18 protein-coding genes are annotated in these 19735 nt (G+C 73.8%); 10 read left to right on the forward strand and 8 right to left on the reverse strand.

All coding sequences use genetic code 11. The features are described 5' to 3' along the window. Positions 1-251 precede the first annotated feature (251 nt). Complete coding sequence (locus ABZ567_RS08340) at positions 252-857, forward strand: MarC family protein (protein ID WP_360785928.1); 606 nt, start codon at positions 252-254, stop codon at positions 855-857. 102 nt (positions 858-959) lie between these two features. Here ABZ567_RS08340 and ABZ567_RS08345 read toward each other — a convergent pair whose 3' ends face one another. Beyond that, a complete protein-coding gene (locus tag ABZ567_RS08345) occupies positions 960-1112 on the reverse strand; it encodes a hypothetical protein (protein ID WP_104860408.1) in 153 nt (50 codons plus the stop codon). Between the two features lie 175 nt (positions 1113-1287). On the opposite strand from ABZ567_RS08345, the gene ABZ567_RS08350 reads away from it, so the two are divergent. Then, positions 1288-2217, forward strand: coding sequence for an NYN domain-containing protein (locus ABZ567_RS08350; protein ID WP_360785930.1), 930 nt, complete (start codon positions 1288-1290; stop codon positions 2215-2217). Here ABZ567_RS08350 and ABZ567_RS08355 read toward each other — a convergent pair. Together ABZ567_RS08355 and ABZ567_RS08360 are read right to left on the reverse strand one after the other, a co-directional pair. Next, complete coding sequence (locus tag ABZ567_RS08355; protein WP_360785932.1) at positions 2201-3088, reverse strand: alpha/beta hydrolase; 888 nt, start codon at positions 3086-3088, stop codon at positions 2201-2203. The two genes, ABZ567_RS08350 and ABZ567_RS08355, sit on opposite strands and share 17 nt — an antisense overlap. A gap of 104 nt (positions 3089-3192) precedes the next feature. Further along, entirely contained in the window at positions 3193-5886 is a 2694-nt protein-coding gene (locus ABZ567_RS08360; RefSeq protein ID WP_360785934.1) for a DEAD/DEAH box helicase, read from the reverse strand. Positions 5887-6372: 486 nt separating this feature from the next. On the opposite strand from ABZ567_RS08360, the gene ABZ567_RS08365 reads away from it, so the two are divergent. Then, complete coding sequence (locus tag ABZ567_RS08365; protein WP_360785936.1) at positions 6373-7095, forward strand: ferritin-like fold-containing protein; 723 nt, start codon at positions 6373-6375, stop codon at positions 7093-7095. A gap of 36 nt (positions 7096-7131) precedes the next feature. Here ABZ567_RS08365 and ABZ567_RS08370 read toward each other — a convergent pair whose 3' ends face one another. The 4 genes from ABZ567_RS08370 to ABZ567_RS08385 form a co-directional block, all read right to left on the reverse strand. Beyond that, positions 7132-7401, reverse strand: coding sequence for a hypothetical protein (locus tag ABZ567_RS08370; RefSeq protein ID WP_360785938.1), 270 nt, complete (start codon positions 7399-7401; stop codon positions 7132-7134). A gap of 166 nt (positions 7402-7567) precedes the next feature. Continuing rightward, positions 7568-7795: a DUF3107 domain-containing protein gene (locus tag ABZ567_RS08375; RefSeq protein ID WP_351217034.1), complete on the reverse strand. Its 228-nt coding sequence runs from the start codon at positions 7793-7795 to the stop codon at positions 7568-7570. Positions 7796-7923: 128 nt separating this feature from the next. Then, positions 7924-8583, reverse strand: coding sequence for a TetR/AcrR family transcriptional regulator (locus ABZ567_RS08380; RefSeq protein WP_073809023.1), 660 nt, complete (start codon positions 8581-8583; stop codon positions 7924-7926). Between the two features lie 144 nt (positions 8584-8727). Beyond that, complete coding sequence (locus tag ABZ567_RS08385; protein WP_360785940.1) at positions 8728-8943, reverse strand: hypothetical protein; 216 nt, start codon at positions 8941-8943, stop codon at positions 8728-8730. Between the two features lie 142 nt (positions 8944-9085). On the opposite strand from ABZ567_RS08385, the gene ABZ567_RS08390 reads away from it, so the two are divergent. The 7 genes from ABZ567_RS08390 to moeZ all read left to right on the forward strand — a co-directional run bounded on the left by ABZ567_RS08390 (position 9086) and on the right by moeZ (position 18062). Further along, positions 9086-10054 carry an alpha/beta hydrolase gene (locus tag ABZ567_RS08390; RefSeq protein ID WP_360785942.1) on the forward strand — a complete coding sequence of 323 codons (969 nt, stop codon included), beginning with the start codon at positions 9086-9088 and terminating at the stop codon, positions 10052-10054. A gap of 8 nt (positions 10055-10062) precedes the next feature. Then, positions 10063-11394 (forward strand): DUF3152 domain-containing protein, encoded by a 1332-nt coding sequence (locus ABZ567_RS08395; RefSeq protein WP_360785944.1) that lies wholly within the window; start codon positions 10063-10065, stop codon positions 11392-11394. Positions 11395-11638: 244 nt separating this feature from the next. Beyond that, positions 11639-13330 (forward strand): glycosyltransferase, encoded by a 1692-nt coding sequence (locus ABZ567_RS08400; RefSeq protein WP_360785946.1) that lies wholly within the window; start codon positions 11639-11641, stop codon positions 13328-13330. A 358-nt stretch (positions 13331-13688) separates the two neighbouring features. Beyond that, positions 13689-14987, forward strand: a complete 1299-nt coding sequence (locus tag ABZ567_RS08405) for a hypothetical protein (RefSeq protein ID WP_360786513.1) — start codon at positions 13689-13691, stop codon at positions 14985-14987. Positions 14988-15114: 127 nt separating this feature from the next. Continuing rightward, positions 15115-16086, forward strand: a complete 972-nt coding sequence (locus tag ABZ567_RS08410) for an NAD-dependent epimerase/dehydratase family protein (RefSeq protein WP_360785947.1) — start codon at positions 15115-15117, stop codon at positions 16084-16086. After that, on the forward strand, positions 16074-16820 hold the full coding sequence (locus tag ABZ567_RS08415; RefSeq protein ID WP_360785949.1) for a spherulation-specific family 4 protein: 747 nt from the start codon (positions 16074-16076) through the stop codon (positions 16818-16820). Before ABZ567_RS08410 ends, ABZ567_RS08415 begins: the two co-directional genes overlap by 13 nt. A gap of 63 nt (positions 16821-16883) precedes the next feature. Continuing rightward, complete coding sequence (gene moeZ, locus ABZ567_RS08420; RefSeq protein ID WP_360785951.1) at positions 16884-18062, forward strand: adenylyltransferase/sulfurtransferase MoeZ; 1179 nt, start codon at positions 16884-16886, stop codon at positions 18060-18062. A 58-nt stretch (positions 18063-18120) separates the two neighbouring features. Here the strand turns inward: moeZ and ABZ567_RS08425 are convergent, their stop codons facing one another. Further along, positions 18121-19692, reverse strand: a complete 1572-nt coding sequence (locus ABZ567_RS08425) for an alpha/beta hydrolase (RefSeq protein WP_360785953.1) — start codon at positions 19690-19692, stop codon at positions 18121-18123. Positions 19693-19735: the final 43 nt, after the last annotated feature.

Below are 19735 nucleotides of genomic sequence, written 5' to 3' on the forward strand. Positions count from 1 at the left end.
TCCGCCGGACCCGCCGGTACCGGGCCGGGCGCTCCGCCCCGTTCCCGCCGTCCCACCGCTCCGGCGGCAGGCCATCGTGCCCGCCGTCGCACGTGCGACGCGCGCCCGCCCACTCCGCGCATCCTCACGCGGCCGCGCACGGCTTCCTGCCCTGCCGCGGCGGCGCTCGTCCTGCCCCGCCGCCGGAATCCCGGATTCCGGGGGCGGGGGCGACACTCCACCGTTCCACCTCTCCCGCTAGGCACCCCACCGTGTTCGACGTCGCCGTCTTCGGCTCGCTGTTCCTCACCCTCTTCGTGATCATGGATCCCCCCGGGATCACCCCGATCTTCCTCGCCCTCACCTCCGGCCGCGCCGCCAAGGTGCAGCGCCGGATGGCCTGGCAGGCCGTCGCCGTGGCCTTCGGTGTCATCACCGTCTTCGGCATCCTGGGCCAGCAGATCCTCGCGTACCTGCACGTCTCCGTCCCCGCCCTGATGATCGCGGGCGGTCTCCTGCTGCTGCTCATCGCGCTCGACCTGCTCACCGGCAAGACCGACGAGCCCCAGCAGACCAAGGACGTGAACGTCGCCCTCGTCCCCCTGGGCATGCCCCTGCTCGCCGGCCCCGGCGCGATCGTCTCGGTCATCCTCGCCGTGCAGAACGCCGACGGCGCGGCCGCGCAGGTCTCCGTCTGGGCCGCCATCGTCGCCATGCACGTCGTGCTCTGGCTGACCATGCGGTACTCGCTGCTGATCATCCGGGTCATCAAGGACGGCGGTGTGGTCCTGGTGACCCGGCTCGCCGGCATGATGCTCTCCGCCATCGCCGTGCAGCAGATCATCAACGGCGTCACCCAGGTGATCCAGAACGCCTGAGCCGTCGGCCCGGGACGACCCCGGACACCACTGCGCCCCCGTACGGATTCCGCTCTGGCGGAGTCCGCGCGGGGGCGCGGTGCGTGGGGTGGACCCGGCCTGTTACGAGGCCGAGGTCTCGGCGGGGCGGATCCAGATGCGCTGGCCGATCGATGCGGCCTGCTGCACGATCCGATTGACGGAGGCGGCGTCCACGACGGTCCGGTCGACGGGCGTGCCATCGACGTCGTCGAGTCGCAGGATTTCGAAGCGCATGGGCTTCTCCCTTCGTCTGAGTTGATCCTCCTGGAGGAGAACTGCGTTACGTATGGGTTCAACGGCATGCATCCTGCAAACATTCCTTACGCTAAGGAAATTTTTCGGATGTCTAACTACTAACGGGTAGGAGAGTGTGGCGGCCGAGCCCCGGGCGGCGGACAATGAGCCCGGTATGAACGACGCAGACACCCCACAGGTGACCGAGACCGACGTCCGCCTTCGCGCCCTCGACGCGCGGATCGAGCGCACCAATGAGCTCCTCCAGCGGATGCTGGCCGAGGTCGCCAAGACTCCCTCCACCCACGCCATCTTCGTCGACGCGGGTTACGTCCATGCTGCGGCAGGATTGCTGGTGACGGGAACCGAGGACCGGCGCTCCTTCGACCTGGACGCGGAAGGCCTCATCGAGGCCTTCATCGACAAGGCCCGCACGATCTTCGCCGACAGCAGACTCCTCCGCGTCTACTGGTACGACGGGGCCAGGCGCCGCATCCACACCCCCGAGCAGCAGGCCATCGCCGAACTCCCCGACGTCAAGGTCCGCCTCGGCAACCTCAACGCCAACAACCAGCAGAAGGGCGTCGACTCCCTCATCCGCACGGACCTGGAGTCACTCGCCCGCCACCGCGCCATCAGCGACGCCGCCCTCGTCGGCGGCGACGAGGACCTCGTCTCGGCCGTCGAGGCGGCCCAGGGCTACGGGGCCCGCGTCCACCTCTGGGGCATCGAGGCCGCCGAGGGACGCAACCAGGCAGAGGCACTGCTCTGGGAGGTCGACAGCCAGCGCACCTTCGAGCTGGACTTCTGCCGCCCGTACGTCACCCGCCGCCCCGTCACCACGTACGAGAACGAGGGCGAGCCGCCGCCCTCCCGCGAGGAGGTGCGCTTCGTCGGCGCCCAGATCGCGGCGACCTGGCTCGGCGAGCGCGGCCGGGACCGGCTCGCCGAACTCCTGCCCGCCGCGCCCTACCTGCCGGGGCCCGTCGACCAGGACCTGCTCGTCGAGGCGGAACGACTGCTCAGCCGCTCCCTGCGCGGCCACGCATCCCTCCGGCGCGCCCTGCGGGACGGGTTCTGGCAGCACCTCAAGGCGCAGTTCTGACCCCCGCGGGCGCGGCCTGCCGCTCCCAGAAGCCGGTCAGCCGGTCCGTCAGCTCTCGCGGGTGCGACACATTGGGGGAGTGGCCGGCGCCCGCCACCACGGTGTGGTGCGCACCCGTGCGGGCGGCCGCCGTCGCGAGGTCCTCGACGGGCCAGACCATCTCGTCCGAGCCGTAGACGACGTGCAGGGGCATCCGCAGCGCGGTCAGCTCCGGCGTACCGTCCCGACGGTCGAGCAGGAGCCGCCCCGCGTACGCGAGCTGGGGCGTACGGGTCCGCATCCAGCGTCGCCGCAGGAAGCCCGCCAGCTCCGGCGCGTCGTCCGTGTCCGGTTCCTCGCCCCGGCTGTCCAGCCAGCACATCGCCCGCCACACCCGCTCCTTCGGCAGCAGCGCCAGCGCGACGCGCAGCACCCGGATGCGGATCCGCTGCGGCCGGGCGACCCGGCCGGGGCCCGAGGAGAGCAGGGTGAGGGTACGGAAGGCGGCCGGGGCGAGCGACGCGGCCCCCCGGGCCACCAGGCCGCCGAACGAGTGCCCGAGCAGATGCACGGGACCGTCCCCGAGGGCCGCGGCCTGCGCCACCGCGTCCAGGGCGAGGGCCCGGCGACGATAGGCGGCCCGGCCCCGGGGGCCCGCCGACTCGTACTGACCGCGCCCGTCCACCGCCACGGCCCGGTAGCCGGCCTCGCTCAGCGGTTCGAGGACGGCCAGGAAGTCCTCTTTGCTACCGGTGTACCCGGGCAGCAGCAGCACCGTCCCGCGCGGCTCGCCCAGCGGCTCCGTGTCGAGCACGGCGAAGTCGCCGCGCGCGGTCACCAGCGACCGGGCGCGGGTGCGGGGCGGCAGCACGAGGGACCGGGGCTTGCTCATATCTGGACTGTAACCGGAGGGGCGCGCACCGGGGCTGCCGGTGGACGCCGCTGCGGCCCGGCCCCTGGGGAGGGGCCGGGCCGCAGCGGTCAGGACGGGCGGGGTCAGCTCTCCGGCTGAGCCGCCGCCTTCTTCGTGGTGCGACGGCGCGGGGCCTTCGGGGCCTCGGCCTCGGCGGCCTCGGCGACCGGCTCCGCGGCGGCCTTCTTCGTCGTACGGCGGCGCGTCGGCGTCTTCGGCTCGGAGGCGTCGGGAGCCTCGGCGGCGACCGCCTTCTTGGCCGCGCGGCGACGGGGAGCCTTGGGGGCCTCCTCGGCGGCCGGCGCCTCGACGGTCTCGGCCACCGGCTCCGCGGCGGCCTTCTTGGCCGTACGGCGACGGGGAGCCTTCTTCGGCTCCTCGACCGGGGCCTCGGCGGCGGGGGCCGGGGCGGCCTCCACGGCCGGAGCGGCTTCCGCCACCGGGGTGACGGCGGCCGGCGAATCGACGACGATCGTCTCGGCGGGAGCGGAGACGGCCGGCGAACCGGCTGCCTTGCGGACCACCCGGCGACGGGTCGTCTTCTTCGGCTCCTCCTCGACGACCGGCGCGGGCGCGGCCTCGACGACGGGCGTCTCGACAGGGGTGCTGACCGTCGGCGAACCGGCGGCCTTGCGCACGACCCGGCGACGGCGCGGCCCGGGCACCTCGGCCGTGACCTCGGCGACGGGCGCGGCGTCCTCGGTCACGACGGGCGCGACGGGCTCGGTCACCACGGGGGCGACGGGCGCCACGGGCTCGGTCACCACCGGGGCGGCGGTGACGGCCTCGACGACCTGCTCCGCGGCGGCCTTCCTGGCCGTACGGCGACGGGAAGCCCTCTTCGGCTCCTCGACCGGGGCCTCGGCGGCGGGGGCCGGAGCGGCCTCCACCGGAGCGGCCGGAGCGGCCGACGCCGCAGCGGCGCGCAGGGCGGCCGCGGCGGTCTCGACCGTCTGGAACGACCCGGTGTCCTCGACCGGACGCGCCACGCGCGGGCGACGGCGGCGCGGAGCCGGGGCCGGCTCCTGGGCCGCGCGGGCCGGGGCGGTGGGCTTCGCGGCCTCCGGACGGGCGGCCGTGCGGCCGCGACGGCGCGGGGACTTGGGCTCGGCGGCCGGGGCCTCGGCGGCGGGCGCCTGAGCGACGGGTGCCTGAGCAGCGGGTGCCTGAGTGACGGGTGCGGCTGCGGGGGCGGACGCCGGAGCGACCTCCACCCCAGGAGCGACCGAAGCGACCGAGGTGACCGTGGCGGCGGGAGCGGCCGCCGTGGCGGGAGCCGACGGAGCGACGAAAGTGACCGGAGCCGCCTGGGCCACCGGAGCCGCCTGCGCCACCGGCACGCCCTGCGTCATCGGCGCGGAGCCGGGGGCGCCGACGCGGGTGCGACGGCGGCGGCGCGGGGTGCGCGGGCCGGACTCGGCCTGTGCCTCGTCCGTTACCGGCTCGACGGCCGGGGCGGCCGCCACCGGCATGTCACCGGTCTCGCCGCCGCGGGTGCGCCGGCGCTGTCGCGGGGTCCGGGCGGCGGGCTCGGGGCGCTCCTCGGTCTTCTCCGGCGCCTTCGGACCGCGTCCACGGCGTCCGCCGGGCTCGCCCAGGTCCTCCAGCTCCTCAGCGCCGAGACCCGCGCGGGTCCGCTCGCCGCGGGGCAGGACGCCCTTGGTGCCCGTCGGGATGTCCAGCTCCTCGAAGAGGTGCGGGGAGCTGGAATAGGTCTCGACCGGGTCGTGGAAGTCGAGCCCGAGCGCCTTGTTGATGAGCTGCCAGCGCGGGATGTCGTCCCAGTCGACCAGCGTCACCGCCGTACCCTTCGCGCCCGCGCGGCCGGTGCGGCCGACGCGGTGGAGGAACGTCTTCTCGTCCTCGGGCGACTGGTAGTTGATGACGTGGGTGACGCCCTCGACGTCGATGCCGCGGGCGGCGACGTCGGTGCAGACGAGGACGTCGACCTTGCCGTTGCGGAAGGCGCGCAGCGCCTGCTCGCGGGCGCCCTGGCCGAGGTCGCCGTGGACCGCGCCGGACGCGAAGCCGCGACGCTCCAGCTGCTCGGCGATGTCGGCCGCCGTGCGCTTCGTACGGCAGAAGATCATCGCGAGCCCGCGGCCGTTGGCCTGCAGGATGCGGGAGACCAGCTCCGGCTTGTCCATGTTGTGCGCGCGGAACACGTGCTGCTTGATGTTGGCGACGGTCACGCCCTCGCCGTCGGACGAGGTGGCGCGGATGTGCGTCGGCTGCGACATGTAGCGGCGGGCCAGGCCGATGACCGCGCCCGGCATGGTGGCCGAGAACAGCATGGTCTGACGCTTCGGCGGCAGCATGTTCATGATCTTCTCGACGTCGGGCAGGAAGCCCAGGTCGAGCATCTCGTCGGCCTCGTCCAGGACGAGGACCTTGATGTGCGAGAGGTCGAGCTTGCGCTGGCCGGCCAGGTCGAGCAGGCGGCCGGGGGTGCCGACGATGACGTCGACGCCCTTCTTCAGCGCCTCGACCTGGGGCTCGTACGCCCGGCCGCCGTAGATGGCGAGCACGCGGACGTTACGCACCTTGCCGGCGGTCAGCAGGTCGTTGGTGACCTGCTGGCACAGCTCGCGGGTGGGGACGACGACGAGTGCCTGCGGGGCGTCGGTCAGCTGCTCGGGCTTCGCCCGGCCGGCCTCGACGTCGGAGGGGACGGTGACCCGCTGCAGGATCGGCAGGCCGAAACCGAGGGTCTTGCCCGTGCCGGTCTTGGCCTGGCCGATGACGTCGGTGCCGGTGAGGGCGACCGGGAGCGTCATCTCCTGGATGGGGAAGGGGTTGACGATGCCGACGGCCTCAAGGGCCTCGGCGGTCTCAGGAAGGATTCCGAGGTCTCGGAAAGTCGTAGTCAGCGTGCTGCCTCTTCTGTGAGACGCGGCGCGAGGCGAACGAAGGGGGTCGTACCGTGCCGGGAAACTTCCGGTGGGATCGGGAAGATCACTGCCGGGTGGCACGGGACCACTGCCGTCGCTCGAGCGTCGAACCGCTGAGGGTGACCCTTCCGCGGGGTCCGCCGGAAGGGCTGTCGGGCCGGAGCCGATCGGGCCACCGACCGGGCATCCTCATTCATGCGTCGGCCCACCGGATACGTCCGAACGTGCGAAAGCATGTCCGCATCCTCAGCAGGCGCTTTATCACTGTACCCCGGAATCGCGCATGTGTGTTGGGAGAAATGGCGATGAGGGCACGGTCACACTGACTGACCAGCGCCTTCCCCCGTGCGCGAGCGGGCTATTGTGCGATCCATGGAGACGCCTGACAACGCCACACCCACCGGGATCGCCGCCAAGGACTGGGCGACGGCATCCGCCGAGCCGCAGTACCGCGCCGCCGTGATCGACCTCCTCGGCGCGCTCGCCTACGGCGAGCTCGCGGCCTTCGAGCGGCTCGCCGAGGACGCCAAGCTGGCGCCGACCCTCGCGGACAAGGCGGAGCTGGCGAAGATGGCCTCGGCCGAGTTCCACCACTTCGAGCGGCTGCGGGACCGGCTCACCGCCGTGGACGCCGAGCCGACCTCCGCCATGGAGCCCTTCGGCAAGGCGCTCGACGACTTCCACCGCCAGACCGCGCCGTCGGACTGGCTGGAGGGCCTGGTCAAGGCATACGTCGGTGACTCGATCGCCAGCGACTTCTACCGGGAGGTCGCGGCCCGCCTCGACTCGGACACCCGGGGGCTCGTCCTCTCCGTGCTCGACGACACCGGCCACGGCAACTTCGCGGTGGCGAAGGTCCGCGCGGCGATCGACGCGGACCCGAGGGTCGGCGGACGGCTCGCGCTCTGGGCGCGTCGGCTGATGGGTGAGGCGCTCTCGCAGGCCCAGCGCGTGGTCGCCGAGCGCGACGCGCTCTCCACGATGCTGGTCGGAGGCGTGGCGGACGGCTTCGACCTCGCGGAGGTCGGCCGGATGTTCTCCCGGATCACCGAGGCGCACACCAAGCGCATGGCCGCGCTCGGCCTGGCCGCGTAACGACGGACCGGCGTACGAGGGGGCGGGCGGCGCCGGTCACGCCGCGGCTGATCGGCGCAGCCGCCGGGAGGCCGGGCGGATCAGCAGCGAGAGCAGCACGGCCGCCACCGCCACCGCACCGATCAGGGTGGCGAGGAAGTGGCCGGGGCCGAGCGCCCCGTGGGTGACGAGCGCGCCGAACACCCCGCCGAGCGTCCCGGTGGCGAGGACTCTCCCCCGGGCGGGGAGGCGGTCGGCGAGCTGCTGCACGGCGACCCATGCCAGGGCGAAACCGAGCAGGGCGGAACCGAGGGCTTCCAGGAACACTGCGGATCACCTCGCGGGTGCTGCGGGGCGGGTGTTGCGGTCGGGGACTTCCTACCCCTGCGTTCCGGAACACAATCCTCAGATACGCCCTGACGTGGACATACGGTGATGCGAAAGGCCCGGCGGACCGAGACGGTCCGCCGGGCCTTTCGCGTAGATCCTGGGTTCAGAGCGTGCCGAAACCCACCCGGCGCACGGTGGGCTCACCGAGCTCCACGTACGCGATCTTCTCGGCCGGGACGAGGACCTTGCGGCCCTTCTCGTCCGAGAGGCTGAGCAGCTGCGCCTTGCCGGCCAGCGCATCGGCCACGGCGCGCTCCACCTCCTCGGCGGACTGCCCGCTCTCCAGAACGATCTCCCGGGGTGCGTGCTGCACGCCGATCTTGACCTCCACGGCTATGTCCCTCCGAACGGTCAGCGTTGCGCGATCTTTCCGCGCCGTACGCTGCACACATTAGCCCGGTGAGGGGACCCGTACGGTGCGGCGGGCGCACGCCAGGAGCGAACAGCCGTCGGGAATGCTCAGTGGCCCTCGGCGCTCAGCTGCCCGTCCACCGGGTGGAGCGGGAAGCCGGCGATGCCGCGCCAGGCGAGCGAGGTCAGCAGGCCGACCGCCTTGTCGCGGGGGATGGCGGACTCGCTCGACAGCCAGTAGCGGGCGACGACCTGGGAGACGCCGCCGAGGCCCACGGCGAGCAGCATGGACTCGTCCTTGGAGAGCCCGGTGTCCTCGGCGATCACGTCGGAGATCGCCTCGGCGCACTGCAGGCTCACCCGGTCCACGCGCTCGCGTACGGCCGGTTCGTTCGTGAGGTCGGACTCGAAGACCAGCCGGAAGGCGCCGCCCTCGTCCTCGACGTAGGCGAAGTAGGCGTCCATCGTGGCCGCGACCCGCAGCTTGTTGTCGGTGGTCGAGGCGAGGGCCGTGCGCACCGCGAGCAGGAGGGACTCGCAGTGCTGGTCGAGAAGGGCCAGGTAGAGCTCCAGCTTCCCGGGGAAGTGCTGGTAGAGCACCGGCTTGCTGACGCCCGCACGCTCGGCGATGTCGTCCATCGCGGCCGAGTGGTACCCCTGGGCGACGAAGACCTCCTGGGCCGCGCCGAGGAGCTGGTTCCGTCGGGCACGTCGCGGCAGGCGCGTGCCCCGAGGGCGTGCTGCCTCTGTCTGCTCGATGGCGCTCACGCGGCCTCCCACAATCGATCCGTACGCGCTGTCGCACGCGTCGCCATCGTACTTTTGGGTAACCCGGCTGTGCGCGGTGCGAACGCAGAATTTCATGGACCGGACGCCCTGGTCGACAGTCGATTCAAGATTGAACCGAACAAATCAGCGATAGTCGTCCTCGTCCAGGGTGACCACGCGGGCCTGTTCGGACGCGTCGGCCTCGTTCGCCGAGTCACGCTCGACATGGGTGAGCGGTTCGTCCTCGCGCGGCTGCAGTTCGGTGTGCTGTTCGGCGGCGTCGGCCTCCGGGACCTCCTCCTCCAGCACATCGACCTCCTCCTCGGTGAACGTGTCCGGCTCGGTCGGATCGACAGTCATGCGGTTCCCTCCTGCACGCGCGGGTCGCGGTCCTCTCCCTGGCCCTCTCTCCCGAGCCTAGGAGTACATGCGCCCCGCCGCACACGCACTTGTGACCGCACCCACACACCTCGGCACGTGATCGTCTCGTAATATTGCGGCCATGTCGTCGACCGAGCTGCCGGGAACCCGGACCGCCGCCGAACCGTCCGAGCCGCGCACCACCCGCGCCGTGCGGGTCGCCGACGGCGAGGAGCTGCGCTCCGTGTCACTGCCCGGACTCACCCTCACCGTGCGCGCCCGGCCGGGCTCCGTGGCAGGTCTGCCGCCCGCGCTGTACGTCCACGGTCTCGGCGGCTCCTCGCAGAACTGGTCCGCCCTGATGCCGATGCTCGCGGACCTCGTGGACGGCGAGGCCGTCGACCTGCCCGGCTTCGGCGTCTCGCCGCCGCCCGACGACGGCGACTACTCGGTCACCGGCCACGCCCGCGCGGTGATCCGGCTCCTCGACTCCGCGGGGCGCGGCCCGGTCCACCTCTTCGGCAACTCGCTCGGCGGCGCCGTCGCCACCCGCGTCGCCGCCGTCCGCCCCGACCTGGTCCGCACCCTCACCCTGGTCTCGCCGGCCCTGCCCGACCTGCGGGCCCAGCGCACGGCCTGGCCCACCGCGCTGCTCGCGGTGCCGGGTGTCGCCTCGTTCTTCGCGAGGCTCACCAAGGACTGGACGGCCGAGCAGCGGGTCCGCGGTGTTCTCGCCCTCTGTTACGGAGACCCCGGCCGGATCACCGACGAGGGCCTCCGGCACGCGGTCGAGGAGATGGAGCGGCGCCTGGCGCTCCCCTACTTCTGGGACGCGATGGCCCGCTCCTCGCGCGGAATCGTCGACGCGTATACGCTCGGCGGCCAGCACGGGCTGTGGCGGCAGGCCGAGCGGGTCCTCGCGCCCACCCTCCTGGTCTACGGCGCGCGCGACCAGCTCGTCTCGTTCCGTACGGCCCGGAAGGCGGCGGCCGCCTTCCACGGCTCGCGCCTCCTCACCCTTCCCGAGGCGGGGCACGTGGCGATGATGGAGTACCCCGAGACGGTCGCCCAGGCCGCCCGGGACCTGATCGTCGATCACGGCGGGAGCTGATCCGGGGCGTGGGACGACATAGTCGCAAGGGCTCAGCCCCCTCGGTGGCGGACGCCGGTCAGCAGACGGCGGTCGGTCGGGCACCGGCGACGCCGGGAACACCCGGACCGGCGAGCCAGGCGGCCGGGCGCGCGCCCGGGACCGGGCGACGCCGCAGGACGACGGGCGGGGGCGGCGGCCAGGAGGCGGCCGGAACTCCGGCGTACGGGACGCCCGCGCACGGGACCCCGGCGCACGGTACTCCCGCCCACCCGGCCCCCTCGTACGGTGGCGGGGTCCGCGACACCCCCGCCCACGGGACCCCGGGCACCCCGGCGCACGGCACGCCCGTCTTCGGGTCCACCGTGCGGGGCGGGCATCCGCAGCACGACGAGAGCTCCGCGCCGACGCCCGAGCGGTTCGGCCACCGGCACGACTCGCGCCGACGCGCCGCCGAGCCCGAAGCGGACCGTTCCCGGGCGCCGTTCATTCCGGGGCCCCGCCACGAGGACGATCCCGAGGCGGACGCGCCGGCCGGCCTCGGGAGCACGGGCCGCACCCTCACCGGTGTCGCGGCCGCCGCCATCGCCACCGTCCTCGCCGTCATCGTCACCGGCCAGGTCACCGACCGGGGGAACGCCACGGCCGCCACCCGCCCCGCCGAACAGCCGGCCGACCGGGCGGTCGACGACAGCACCGCGTCCCGTTCCGAGGAGCGGGCCGCCCCGACGCGCCCGGCGCCCGTGAAGCCCCCGGCACCGACGTACGAGCAGCTGATCGCCCGCCAGTTCCCGATCGACCCGAAGCTGAAGGGCTCCGGCGAGTTCAAGGCCGTGCCGGGCCTCCAGAAGGCGCCGGGCAAGGGACGTCTGGTCCGCTACCGGATCGACGTCGAGGAAGGGCTCGGCCTCGACCAGGAGCTCTTCACAGCGACCGTGTTCAAGACCCTCAACGACCCGCGCAGCTGGGCCGGCCGGGGCGCGATGACCTTCGAGCGCGTCTCCAGCGGGGAGCCCGACTTCGTGCTCACGCTCGCCAGCCCCGGCACCACCGGCACCTGGTGCGCGAAGTCCGGTCTCGACACCACGATCGACAACGTGTCCTGCGACTCGGCCGCCACGGACCGCGTGATGATCAACGCCTTCCGCTGGGCCCAGGGCTCCGAGACCTTCGGTCCCAAGGCGATGCTCGCCTATCGCCAGATGCTCATCAACCACGAGGTCGGACACCGGCTGGGCCACGGCCACGTGAACTGCAGCACCCCGGGCGCGCTCGCCCCCGTGATGCAGCAGCAGACGAAGTCCCTCGACATCGGCGGCATCAAGTGCCGTGCCAACCCCTGGGTGTATCCGGGCAGTTGAGTACCGGCCGAGCGCCGGGCGAGTACCGGTCGGCCGGCCCCGGCCCAGGCCTGACCCTGCGTGACCGATCCGCCGCTTAGCGCGACAGAACGCGACCGGGTCGGGAAAGTTACGTGCATTCACCCCTTCCGGTGGTGCGACGGACAACCGTCCGTCGCATCACCGGTGTCTCCGCTTACGTTCGTCCCGCTGCGAGTCGCCGGACCAACGGTGGCTGTCGTCAAGGGAGATCGGGGGTGCACTCGTGCGGATCGGACTGCTCACGGAGGGTGGCTACCCGTACGCCGACGGTGAGTCCGGAATCTGGTGCGACCGCCTCGTGCGCGGACTCGGGCAGCACCAGTTCGACCTCTACGCCGTCGGCGGCTCCGGCACCCCGCGCGCTCTCCCCCCGAACGCGCGGGTGGTGCGCGCCGCCGAACTCGGGACCGATATCACCCCGACCGGCGTCCACCTCCTCGAACGGACCGCGTTCGGCGACCGGGCCACGCGCCGCGCCTACGGCCGGCGGGAACGCCGCCGCTTCACCGAGGCCTTCCACCAGCTGGCCGTCGGCCTCTGTACGGAGGACGACACCACCCGCGGAACCCAGGAGACGGAGGGCACCGCCGAGGGCGCGTCCCTCGGTCGGAGCGCCTTCGCCACCGGGCTCTACGCCCTCGCCGAACTCGCCCGCGAACGCGTCGGACTGCCCGGCGCGCTCCGCTCCGACGACGCCGTCCGCGCCCTCGAATCCGCCTGCCGTGCGCCCGGCGCACGCCGTGGCGCGGCCGCCGCGGGACTCCCCGACCACCTCGCCTTCGCCGAGCACCTCGCCCGTGTCCTGCGCCCCCTGTCCCTCGACTGGTACACGGACGACACGCTCGGTGCCGCCGACCTCTGCCACGCCGCCGCCGGAGGCACCACCGCCCTCCCCGGTCTCCTGGCCAAACGCTTCTTCGGGACCCCGCTGCTCGTCACCGAATACGGTGTACGGCTCCGCTCCCACTACCTCTCGGCCGCCACCGACCGCTCCACCCCCCTGCGCACCCTGCTCGCCGCCCTCCACGGCCGGCTCGCCGCCGAGGTCTACGGGCAGGCCGCGCTGCTCACCCCCGGCAACACCCACGCCCGCCGCTGGCAGGAGAGGTGCGGCGCCGACCGGGCCCGGATCCGCACCGTCCACCCCGGCATGGCGGCCGACCGGTTCGCCGAGGTCGGCGAGGACGAGACGAGCGGCGACCCCACCACCCTCGTCTGGGTCGGCCGGGTGGAACCCGCCAAGGACCTCATCGCCCTGCTGCACGCCTTCGCGGAGGTCCGCGCCCGGCAGCCCGACGCGCGGCTGAGGATCGTCGCCGTGCCCGTACGCGAGCCGGAGGCCGACGCGTACCTCGGGCACTGCAAGGGGCTCGCCGCCCAGCTCTTCCCCGACGAGGCCGCCGGAGCGCACTCCGTCGGCGAGAACCCGGTCACCGTCGAGGAACTCGGCGGCCCCGAGGCGCCCACCCTGGAGGACACCTACGCGTCCGGCGCGGTCGTCGTCCTGTCCAGCGTCGTCGAGGGCTTCCCCGCCGGCCTCGTCGAAGCGATGTTCTGCGCACGGGCCACCGTCTCCACCGACGTCGGCGCGGTCGTCGAGATCATCGGTGGCACCGGTCTCGTCGTCCCCCCGCGCAACCCCCGGGCGCTCGCCGACGCCTGCCTCGCGCTGCTGCGTGACCCCGAGCGCCGGCACCGCCTGGGCGCCGCGGCTCGCGCCCGCGCGCTCGAACTCTTCACCGTCGAGCAGAACCTCGCCGCGTTCCGCGGTATCTACCTGGAGCTCCTCTCCCACGCGCCGGTGCGCCACCGCCCCGGGGACGGCGCGCTCTTCGCCCACCCCGCCGAGGCGCACGTCCCGGGCAGCTGGGCGCACAAGGCCGTGGCCGCAGGGACAGGAGCCCCCGATGCCTGAAGGAGGCACCCCCATGCGCGGCTCCGCCGCCCCCACGAGCCCCGGAGCCTGGGACGCCCGCTCCGAGGCCCTCCTCGGCGCCCGCGCCCTGACCCCCCTCCCCGACGGAACCCTGGACGCCCGCGCCCCGGAGGACTCCCCACCGCCGGGGATAGCCCCCACACGGGCACCGGCCGCTCCGGCCCCGACTTCCGCGCCGAAGGAGACCTACGGGCCGGCCGATGCCTACGGGCGGGACCGGGTTTACGGGCCGGACCGGGCTCCTGCGCCGGCCCAGACCCCCGCCGAGGCCCAGGTCCAGACCCCGGACCAGGCCCAGCTCCAGACCCCGGACCAGGCCCCGGACCAGGCCTCCGCCCTGACGACGACGCGCGCCGACGCCCCGGGCCCGGCCCGCGCCCCGGACCCGGCTGCCGCCCCCGGCCCTGCCTCCGCGCCGGACCGGGCGTCCGCCTGGGACGCGGCTTTCGCCGTGCCGCAGGCTCCCGCCCCCGGCACCACCGCCCACGAGGCGGGCGGCCCCGTCCTCCGTACCACCAGCGCGTCCACCGCCCCCGCCGGCACGGCCGGTCACACCGCCCCGGCCGGTTCGACCGGTCGTGCTCCCGTCCCCACCCCCCGTGCCCGGCGGGGGAACGCCGATCCCGTCAAGGTGCTCATGCACCGGCACCGGGAGCTGTGCGCGCGGGCCGTCGATCCGCTGGAGATCGCCGCCGGGCTCGAAGCCCAGGGGTTCACCGACCGGACCGCCGCGCGGTTCCGGCACCGGGACGTCTTCTCGCTCGCCGAGGAGCTGTACGCGCGCGTGCCCCGCGGCGGCGAGCCCGACCCGGCTCCCGCGCCGCCGGCGCTCCGCACGGACGCGTGGGTGCTCGCCGTCCTCACCCCCGGGGCCGCCGCCGCCCTCACCGGCATCGGGCTCGCCGTCACCCACGGGCCCGTGCGCCTCGCGGTCGGCGTGACCGGCGCCGTGCTGCTCGCGGGCGCCCTCCTGTTCGCCGTCCGGCGCGGCCCCCTCCGCGCCCCCGACGGCGGCACCGTGCCCGCCGCCGGACTCTGGGCCCTGTGGCTCCTCGCGTACGCGGTCTGCGGCGACGGACTGCTGACGCAGGTGCTCAGCGGCGGACCCGACGGCCCCTGGGACCTGACACCCCGCCCGCTCCTCGGCCTCGCCCTCGCCGTCGCCCCCGCCGCCTGGTGCGCCCGGCTCTTCGCGACCCGGGCGCGCCGCAGGATCGCCGACAGCCGAGGGCTCGCCGACTTCGCCGCCGCCATCCGGCCGCTGCTCCTCGGCACCGTGACCCTCCAGCTCCTCGCCCTCACCGGCCTGCTCGCGCTCACCGGATTCAGCTCCGGGGCCCTGGCCCTCGGCGCGCTCCTGCTGTTCGCCCGGCTCCTCACCGTCCACGGCTTCCCCGAGACGGCCACGGCCGCCCTCGCCGCCGCCGGCGCGGCGGAGGCCCTCGCCCTCGCGAGCGTCCTCGCCGCCCGCGTCCCCCTCCCCGGCTTCGACGCGCTCGCCGCACCCGTGCGCGCCGTCGTCGACGCCTGGGGCCCCGGGGCCGTACCCACCCTCGTCTGCGGCGCCGCCGCGCTCGGCCTGCTGGCCCACGCGACCGGCGCCCTCGTCCGGGCCTCGGCCCACAGCGCCCCGTGACCACCCCGCGCACCCGCGGAGCCGACGCCGCGGGCGTGCCCCGACACCTCCACCACCCCGCAAGGAGACCGAAGACCATGACCCCGCAACCCCAAGCACCGGCCGGTCGGCACGTAGGGGGCGCACGATGAGGGTGCTCCTGCTCGGAGCCAACGGCTTCATCGGGCGCTTCGTCGCCGACCGGCTGCTCGCCGACCCGGCCGTGCACCTCACCGCGCTCGGCCGGGGCGACGACGCCGACGTGCGTTTCGACCTCGCATCCGGCAGCCCCGGCGCGCTGACCCGTTTCCTCGACGCCGTCCACCCCGGGGTCGTCGTGAACTGCGCGGGCGCCACCCGCGGCGGCGCCCGCGACCTGACCCGGCACAACACCGTCGCCGTCGCCACCGTCTGCGAGGCCCTGCGACGCAGCGGCTGCGGGGCCCGGCTCGTCCAGGTCGGCTGCGCCTCGGAGTACGGGCCGAGCCAGCCCGGCGCCTCCACCGCCGAGGACGCCGTACCGCGCCCGGGCGGCCCGTACGGCGTGTCGAAGCTCGCGGCGACCGAACTCGTCCTCGGGTCGGGGCTCGACGCCGTCGTGCTCCGGGTGTTCTCGCCCGTGGGCCCCGGCACGCCCGCCGGCTCGCCCCTCGGCCGGCTCGCCGAGGCGATGCGCCGGGCCATGCAGGCCGGGGACGGTGAGCTCAAGCTCAGCGGCCTCGGGGTGCAGCGGGACTTCGTCGACGTACGGGACGTGGCGCGGGCCGTCCACGCGGCCTCGCTCTCCGCCGCCCAGGGCGTCGTGAACATCGCCACCGGCCGTGCCGTCCGGCTCCGTGACGCGGCCGCCGTCCTGGCCAGGGTCGCGGGTTACACGGGCAACCTGCACGAGCTGGACGCCCCGCACGGCATGCCGCAGCGTCCGATGATCGGCGCCCCCCGCAGCGAGGGGACCATCGCCGACCAGCTGGCCTCCGCCCCCTACCCGTACCCCGACGGCTGCGGCCCCTGGCAGCAGGCCGACGTCCGCACCGCCCGCGACCGGCTCGGCTGGCGGCCCCGGATCAACCTGGAGGAGTCCCTCGCCGACATCTGGATGGAGGCGGCGTGTCGCATCTGACGACGAGCACGGCGACGGGGGCGGTCCAGGCCCTCGGGGTGGGCGTCCCCGGCTACGCCCACCCGCTGCTCGCCCCGGTCGAGTGGGGCGAGCTGACCCGACCGGGCACCCCGCTGCACTGGGCGGTGCTCAACGTGGCGGAGGGGCCGGGCAGCCGCCCCGACCCGCACTGTCTGGAGGCGGCGGGGAGGCTCCGCAACGCCGGGGTCAGGGTCCTCGGGCACCTGGACGCGGCCTATGGCTCCCGGCCGTTCGGGGAGCTGGTCTCCGACGCCCACCGCTTCCTCGACTGGTACAGGGTGGACGGCTACTACCTGGACCGCTGCCCCGCGGACCGGGCGGACCTGGCCGGGGTGCGGCGGGTCACCGCGACCCTGGAGGCGGTCCTCGGCGGCGAGGCCCACCTCGTCCTCGGTCACGGCACCCATCCCCATCCGGGGTACGCCGAGGCCGCCGACCAGCTGGTGACCTTCTCCGGCGCCTGGGTGGACTACCGCTGGTCGCAGGTGGCCGAGTGGACCGCCGCGTACACGGAGACGAAGTTCGTCCACCTCGTGCACGGGGTTCCCCGCACCCACCTCGACGAGGCGCTGCGGATCGCCCGCTGGCAGGGGGCCGGGACGATCTTCTTCACCGACCGGACGGCGGCGCCGGGACAGACCGCCGCATTCCACTCGCTGCCCGGCTACTGGGACGAAATCGTCTCGCGTATCGGACCGGGTGTCTCGGAATGAGAAGGGGCGTGGCAGTGTTACGGGGAGAACAACCGTACTGACATACCGACAACCGGAGTCCCCGTGTCGCTGCCACCCCTGGTCGAGCCGGCTGCCGAGCTCACCGTAGACGAGGTCCGCAGGTACTCCCGCCACCTGATCATCCCGGACGTCGGGATGGACGGGCAGAAGCGGCTGAAGAACGCCAAGGTGCTGTGCGTCGGCGCCGGCGGCCTCGGCTCGCCGGCGCTGATGTACCTGGCCGCCGCCGGCGTGGGCACGCTCGGCATCGTGGAGTTCGACGAGGTCGACGAGTCGAACCTCCAGCGCCAGATCATCCACAGCCAGGCCGACATCGGTCGCTCCAAGGCGGCCTCGGCGCGCGACAGCGTGCTCGGCATCAACCCGTACGTGAACGTCGTCCTTCACGAGGAACGGCTCGAAGCCGAGAACGTGATGGAGATCTTCGGCCAGTACGACCTGATCGTCGACGGCACGGACAACTTCGCCACCCGCTACCTGGTCAACGACGCCTGCGTGCTGCTGAACAAGCCGTACGTGTGGGGCTCGATCTACCGCTTCGACGGCCAGGCGTCGGTCTTCTGGTCCGAGTACGGCCCCTGCTACCGCTGCCTCTACCCGGAGCCCCCGCCGCCGGGCATGGTCCCCTCCTGCGCCGAGGGCGGCGTCCTGGGCGTGCTGTGCGCGTCCATCGGTTCCATCCAGGTCACCGAGGCCATCAAGGTGCTCGCCGGGGTCGGCGACCCGCTGGTCGGCCGCCTGATGATCTACGACGCCCTGGAGATGCAGTACCGCCAGGTCAAGGTCCGCAAGGACCCGGACTGCGCGGTCTGCGGCCAGAACCCGACCGTCACCGAACTCATCGACTACGAGGCCTTCTGCGGCGTCGTGTCCGAGGAGGCCCAGGAGGCGGCGCTCGGCTCCACGATCACTCCGAAGCAGCTCAAGGAGTGGATCGACGAGGGCGAGAGCATCGACATCATCGACGTCCGCGAGCCCAACGAGTACGAGATCGTCTCGATCCCGGGCGCGCGCCTGATCCCCAAGAACGAGTTCCTGATGGGCACGGCCCTCCAGGACCTCCCGCAGGACAAGCGGATCGTCCTGCACTGCAAGACGGGTGTCCGCAGTGCGGAAGTCCTCGCGGTGCTCAAGTCGGCGGGCTTCGCGGACGCGGTCCACGTCGGCGGCGGCGTGATCGGCTGGGTCCACCAGATCGAGCCCGAGAAGCCGGTCTACTAGACGACGCACGGCAAAGGGCCCGGACCTCCTCGCGAGGTCCGGGCCCTTTCCCGTGGGCTCAGCAGGTCGTGCCGTACGCCGGGACCTTCCCGTCCAGGAGGTAGGCGTCGACCGTCCGCGTCACGCACGGCGAGGTGCCGTAGGCGCCGTGACCCTCGCCCTTGTTGGTGACCAGGACGCCGACCCCGGCCCCGAGCTCCTTCGCCATCCTCTCCGCGCCCTCGTACGGGGTGGCCGGGTCGCCCGTCGTCCCGACGACGAGGACGGGGGCGGCGCCCGGGGCACTCGCCTCCGGGGTGACCCGCTCGCCCTTCACCGGCCAGTCCGCGCACCACCCGGCCGTGTCCCAGGCGAGGAACGCGCCGAACACGGGGGAGAGCCGACGGAATTCGGGGAGCAGCGCCTTCGCCTGCGCGGCGGTCCGCCGTTCGCTGGAGTCGGCGCAGGAGATGGCCCGCTGGGAGTGCGACTGCGTGGAGTAACGGCCCTTCTCGTCCCGGTCGTTGTAGTAGTCGGCGAGCCGGAGCAGAGCGCCGCCGCGCCCCTGCTCCGCCTCGGCCAGGGCCTCCGTCAGCAGGGGCCAGTTGGCCTGCCCGTACAGCGTGACCGCGATGCCCGTGAGCGCCAGGCCCTCGGTGAGCCGCCGCTCGCCGACCGTCAGCGGGGCCCGGTCGAGGTTCCGCAGCAGCCGCGAGATCCGCTCGGTCCCGGTCTTCGGGTCCTGGCCGGTGCTCTTCAGGTAGCTGTCCAGGGCACGCTGGAAGCCGATCGTCTGGTGCCGGGCGTGCCCGACGGCGTCGGCGGTCGGGTCGACGACCGCGTCGAGGACGAGCCTGCCCACGTTCCCCGGGAAGAGGTGGGCGTACGTGCCGCCGAGCTGGGTCCCGTACGAGATGCCGAAGTAGTGGAGCCTGTCGTCCCCGAGGACCTGCCGGATCAGGTCCAGATCGCGGGCGGTGGCGCTGGTCGTGGTGTGGGGGAGGAGGGGGGCGGAGCGGCGGGCGCAGCCGGCGCCGAAGTCGGCACTGTCCTTGAGGTACGCGGCTTCCTCCGCCGCCGAGTCCGGGGTGAGGTCGACGGAGGCCTCGGCTGCGGCCTGTTCGGCGTCGGTCCGGCAGACGACGCCGGCGCTGCGGCCCACGCCCCGCGGGTCGAAGCCGACCAGGTCGTAGCGCTCGCCGAGCGACCGGTACTCCTCCTCCAGCTGCGGCAGCATCGCGACGCCGGAGGCGCCGGGGCCGCCGAAGTTGAAGAGGAGGGAGCCGACGCGGTCCCGCTCGTCGGTGGCCTCCTTGCGGATCAGGGCGATAGGGAGGGTGGCGCCGTCGGGCTTCGCGTAGTCCACCGGCACCGTCACCGTGGCGCACCGCCACCGCGTGCCGGGTCGCTGCCCGCCCTCGGGCGCCGGGCAGCGCTTCCAGGCGGGCCGCTGGCCGGTGAGGGGGCCGGGAAGCGGGGGGAAGGCCTTCGCGGATGCGGATGCGGAGGAGGTGGCCGGGGCCGACGGCTTGGCGTCTCCGGCACTCGGCGGGGCCGAGGAGGGGCCGGGTGCGCCGCCCTCCGTGCTCGTGCAGCCGGCGATCAGTGCCCCGGCCGCCGCCAGCACCGTCACGCGTACACGTATGGACATGTGTTCCCCCAGGATCCCGGCAAGGCGGCCATCCTAGGCGGGG

The organism is Streptomyces sp. NPDC016459 (assembly GCF_040632845.1).
GTDB lineage: Bacteria > Actinomycetota > Actinomycetes > Streptomycetales > Streptomycetaceae > Streptomyces.

Excerpts from the sequence above, each read along its gene's own strand:
- ABZ567_RS08345 (WP_104860408.1), bottom strand. The coding sequence starts at position 1,112 with ATGCGCTTCGAAATCCTGCGACTCGACGACGTCGATGGCACGCCCGTC.
- ABZ567_RS08350 (WP_360785930.1), top strand. The coding sequence starts at position 1,288 with ATGAACGACGCAGACACCCCACAGGTGACCGAGACCGACGTCCGCCTT.
- ABZ567_RS08355 (WP_360785932.1), bottom strand. The coding sequence starts at position 3,088 with ATGAGCAAGCCCCGGTCCCTCGTGCTGCCGCCCCGCACCCGCGCCCGG.
- ABZ567_RS08360 (WP_360785934.1), bottom strand. The coding sequence starts at position 5,886 with ATGACGCTCCCGGTCGCCCTCACCGGCACCGACGTCATCGGCCAGGCC.
- ABZ567_RS08365 (WP_360785936.1), top strand. The coding sequence starts at position 6,373 with ATGGAGACGCCTGACAACGCCACACCCACCGGGATCGCCGCCAAGGAC.
- ABZ567_RS08385 (WP_360785940.1), bottom strand. The coding sequence starts at position 8,943 with ATGACTGTCGATCCGACCGAGCCGGACACGTTCACCGAGGAGGAGGTC.
- ABZ567_RS08390 (WP_360785942.1), top strand. The coding sequence starts at position 9,086 with ATGTCGTCGACCGAGCTGCCGGGAACCCGGACCGCCGCCGAACCGTCC.
- ABZ567_RS08410 (WP_360785947.1), top strand. The coding sequence starts at position 15,115 with ATGAGGGTGCTCCTGCTCGGAGCCAACGGCTTCATCGGGCGCTTCGTC.
- ABZ567_RS08425 (WP_360785953.1), bottom strand. The coding sequence starts at position 19,692 with ATGTCCATACGTGTACGCGTGACGGTGCTGGCGGCGGCCGGGGCACTG.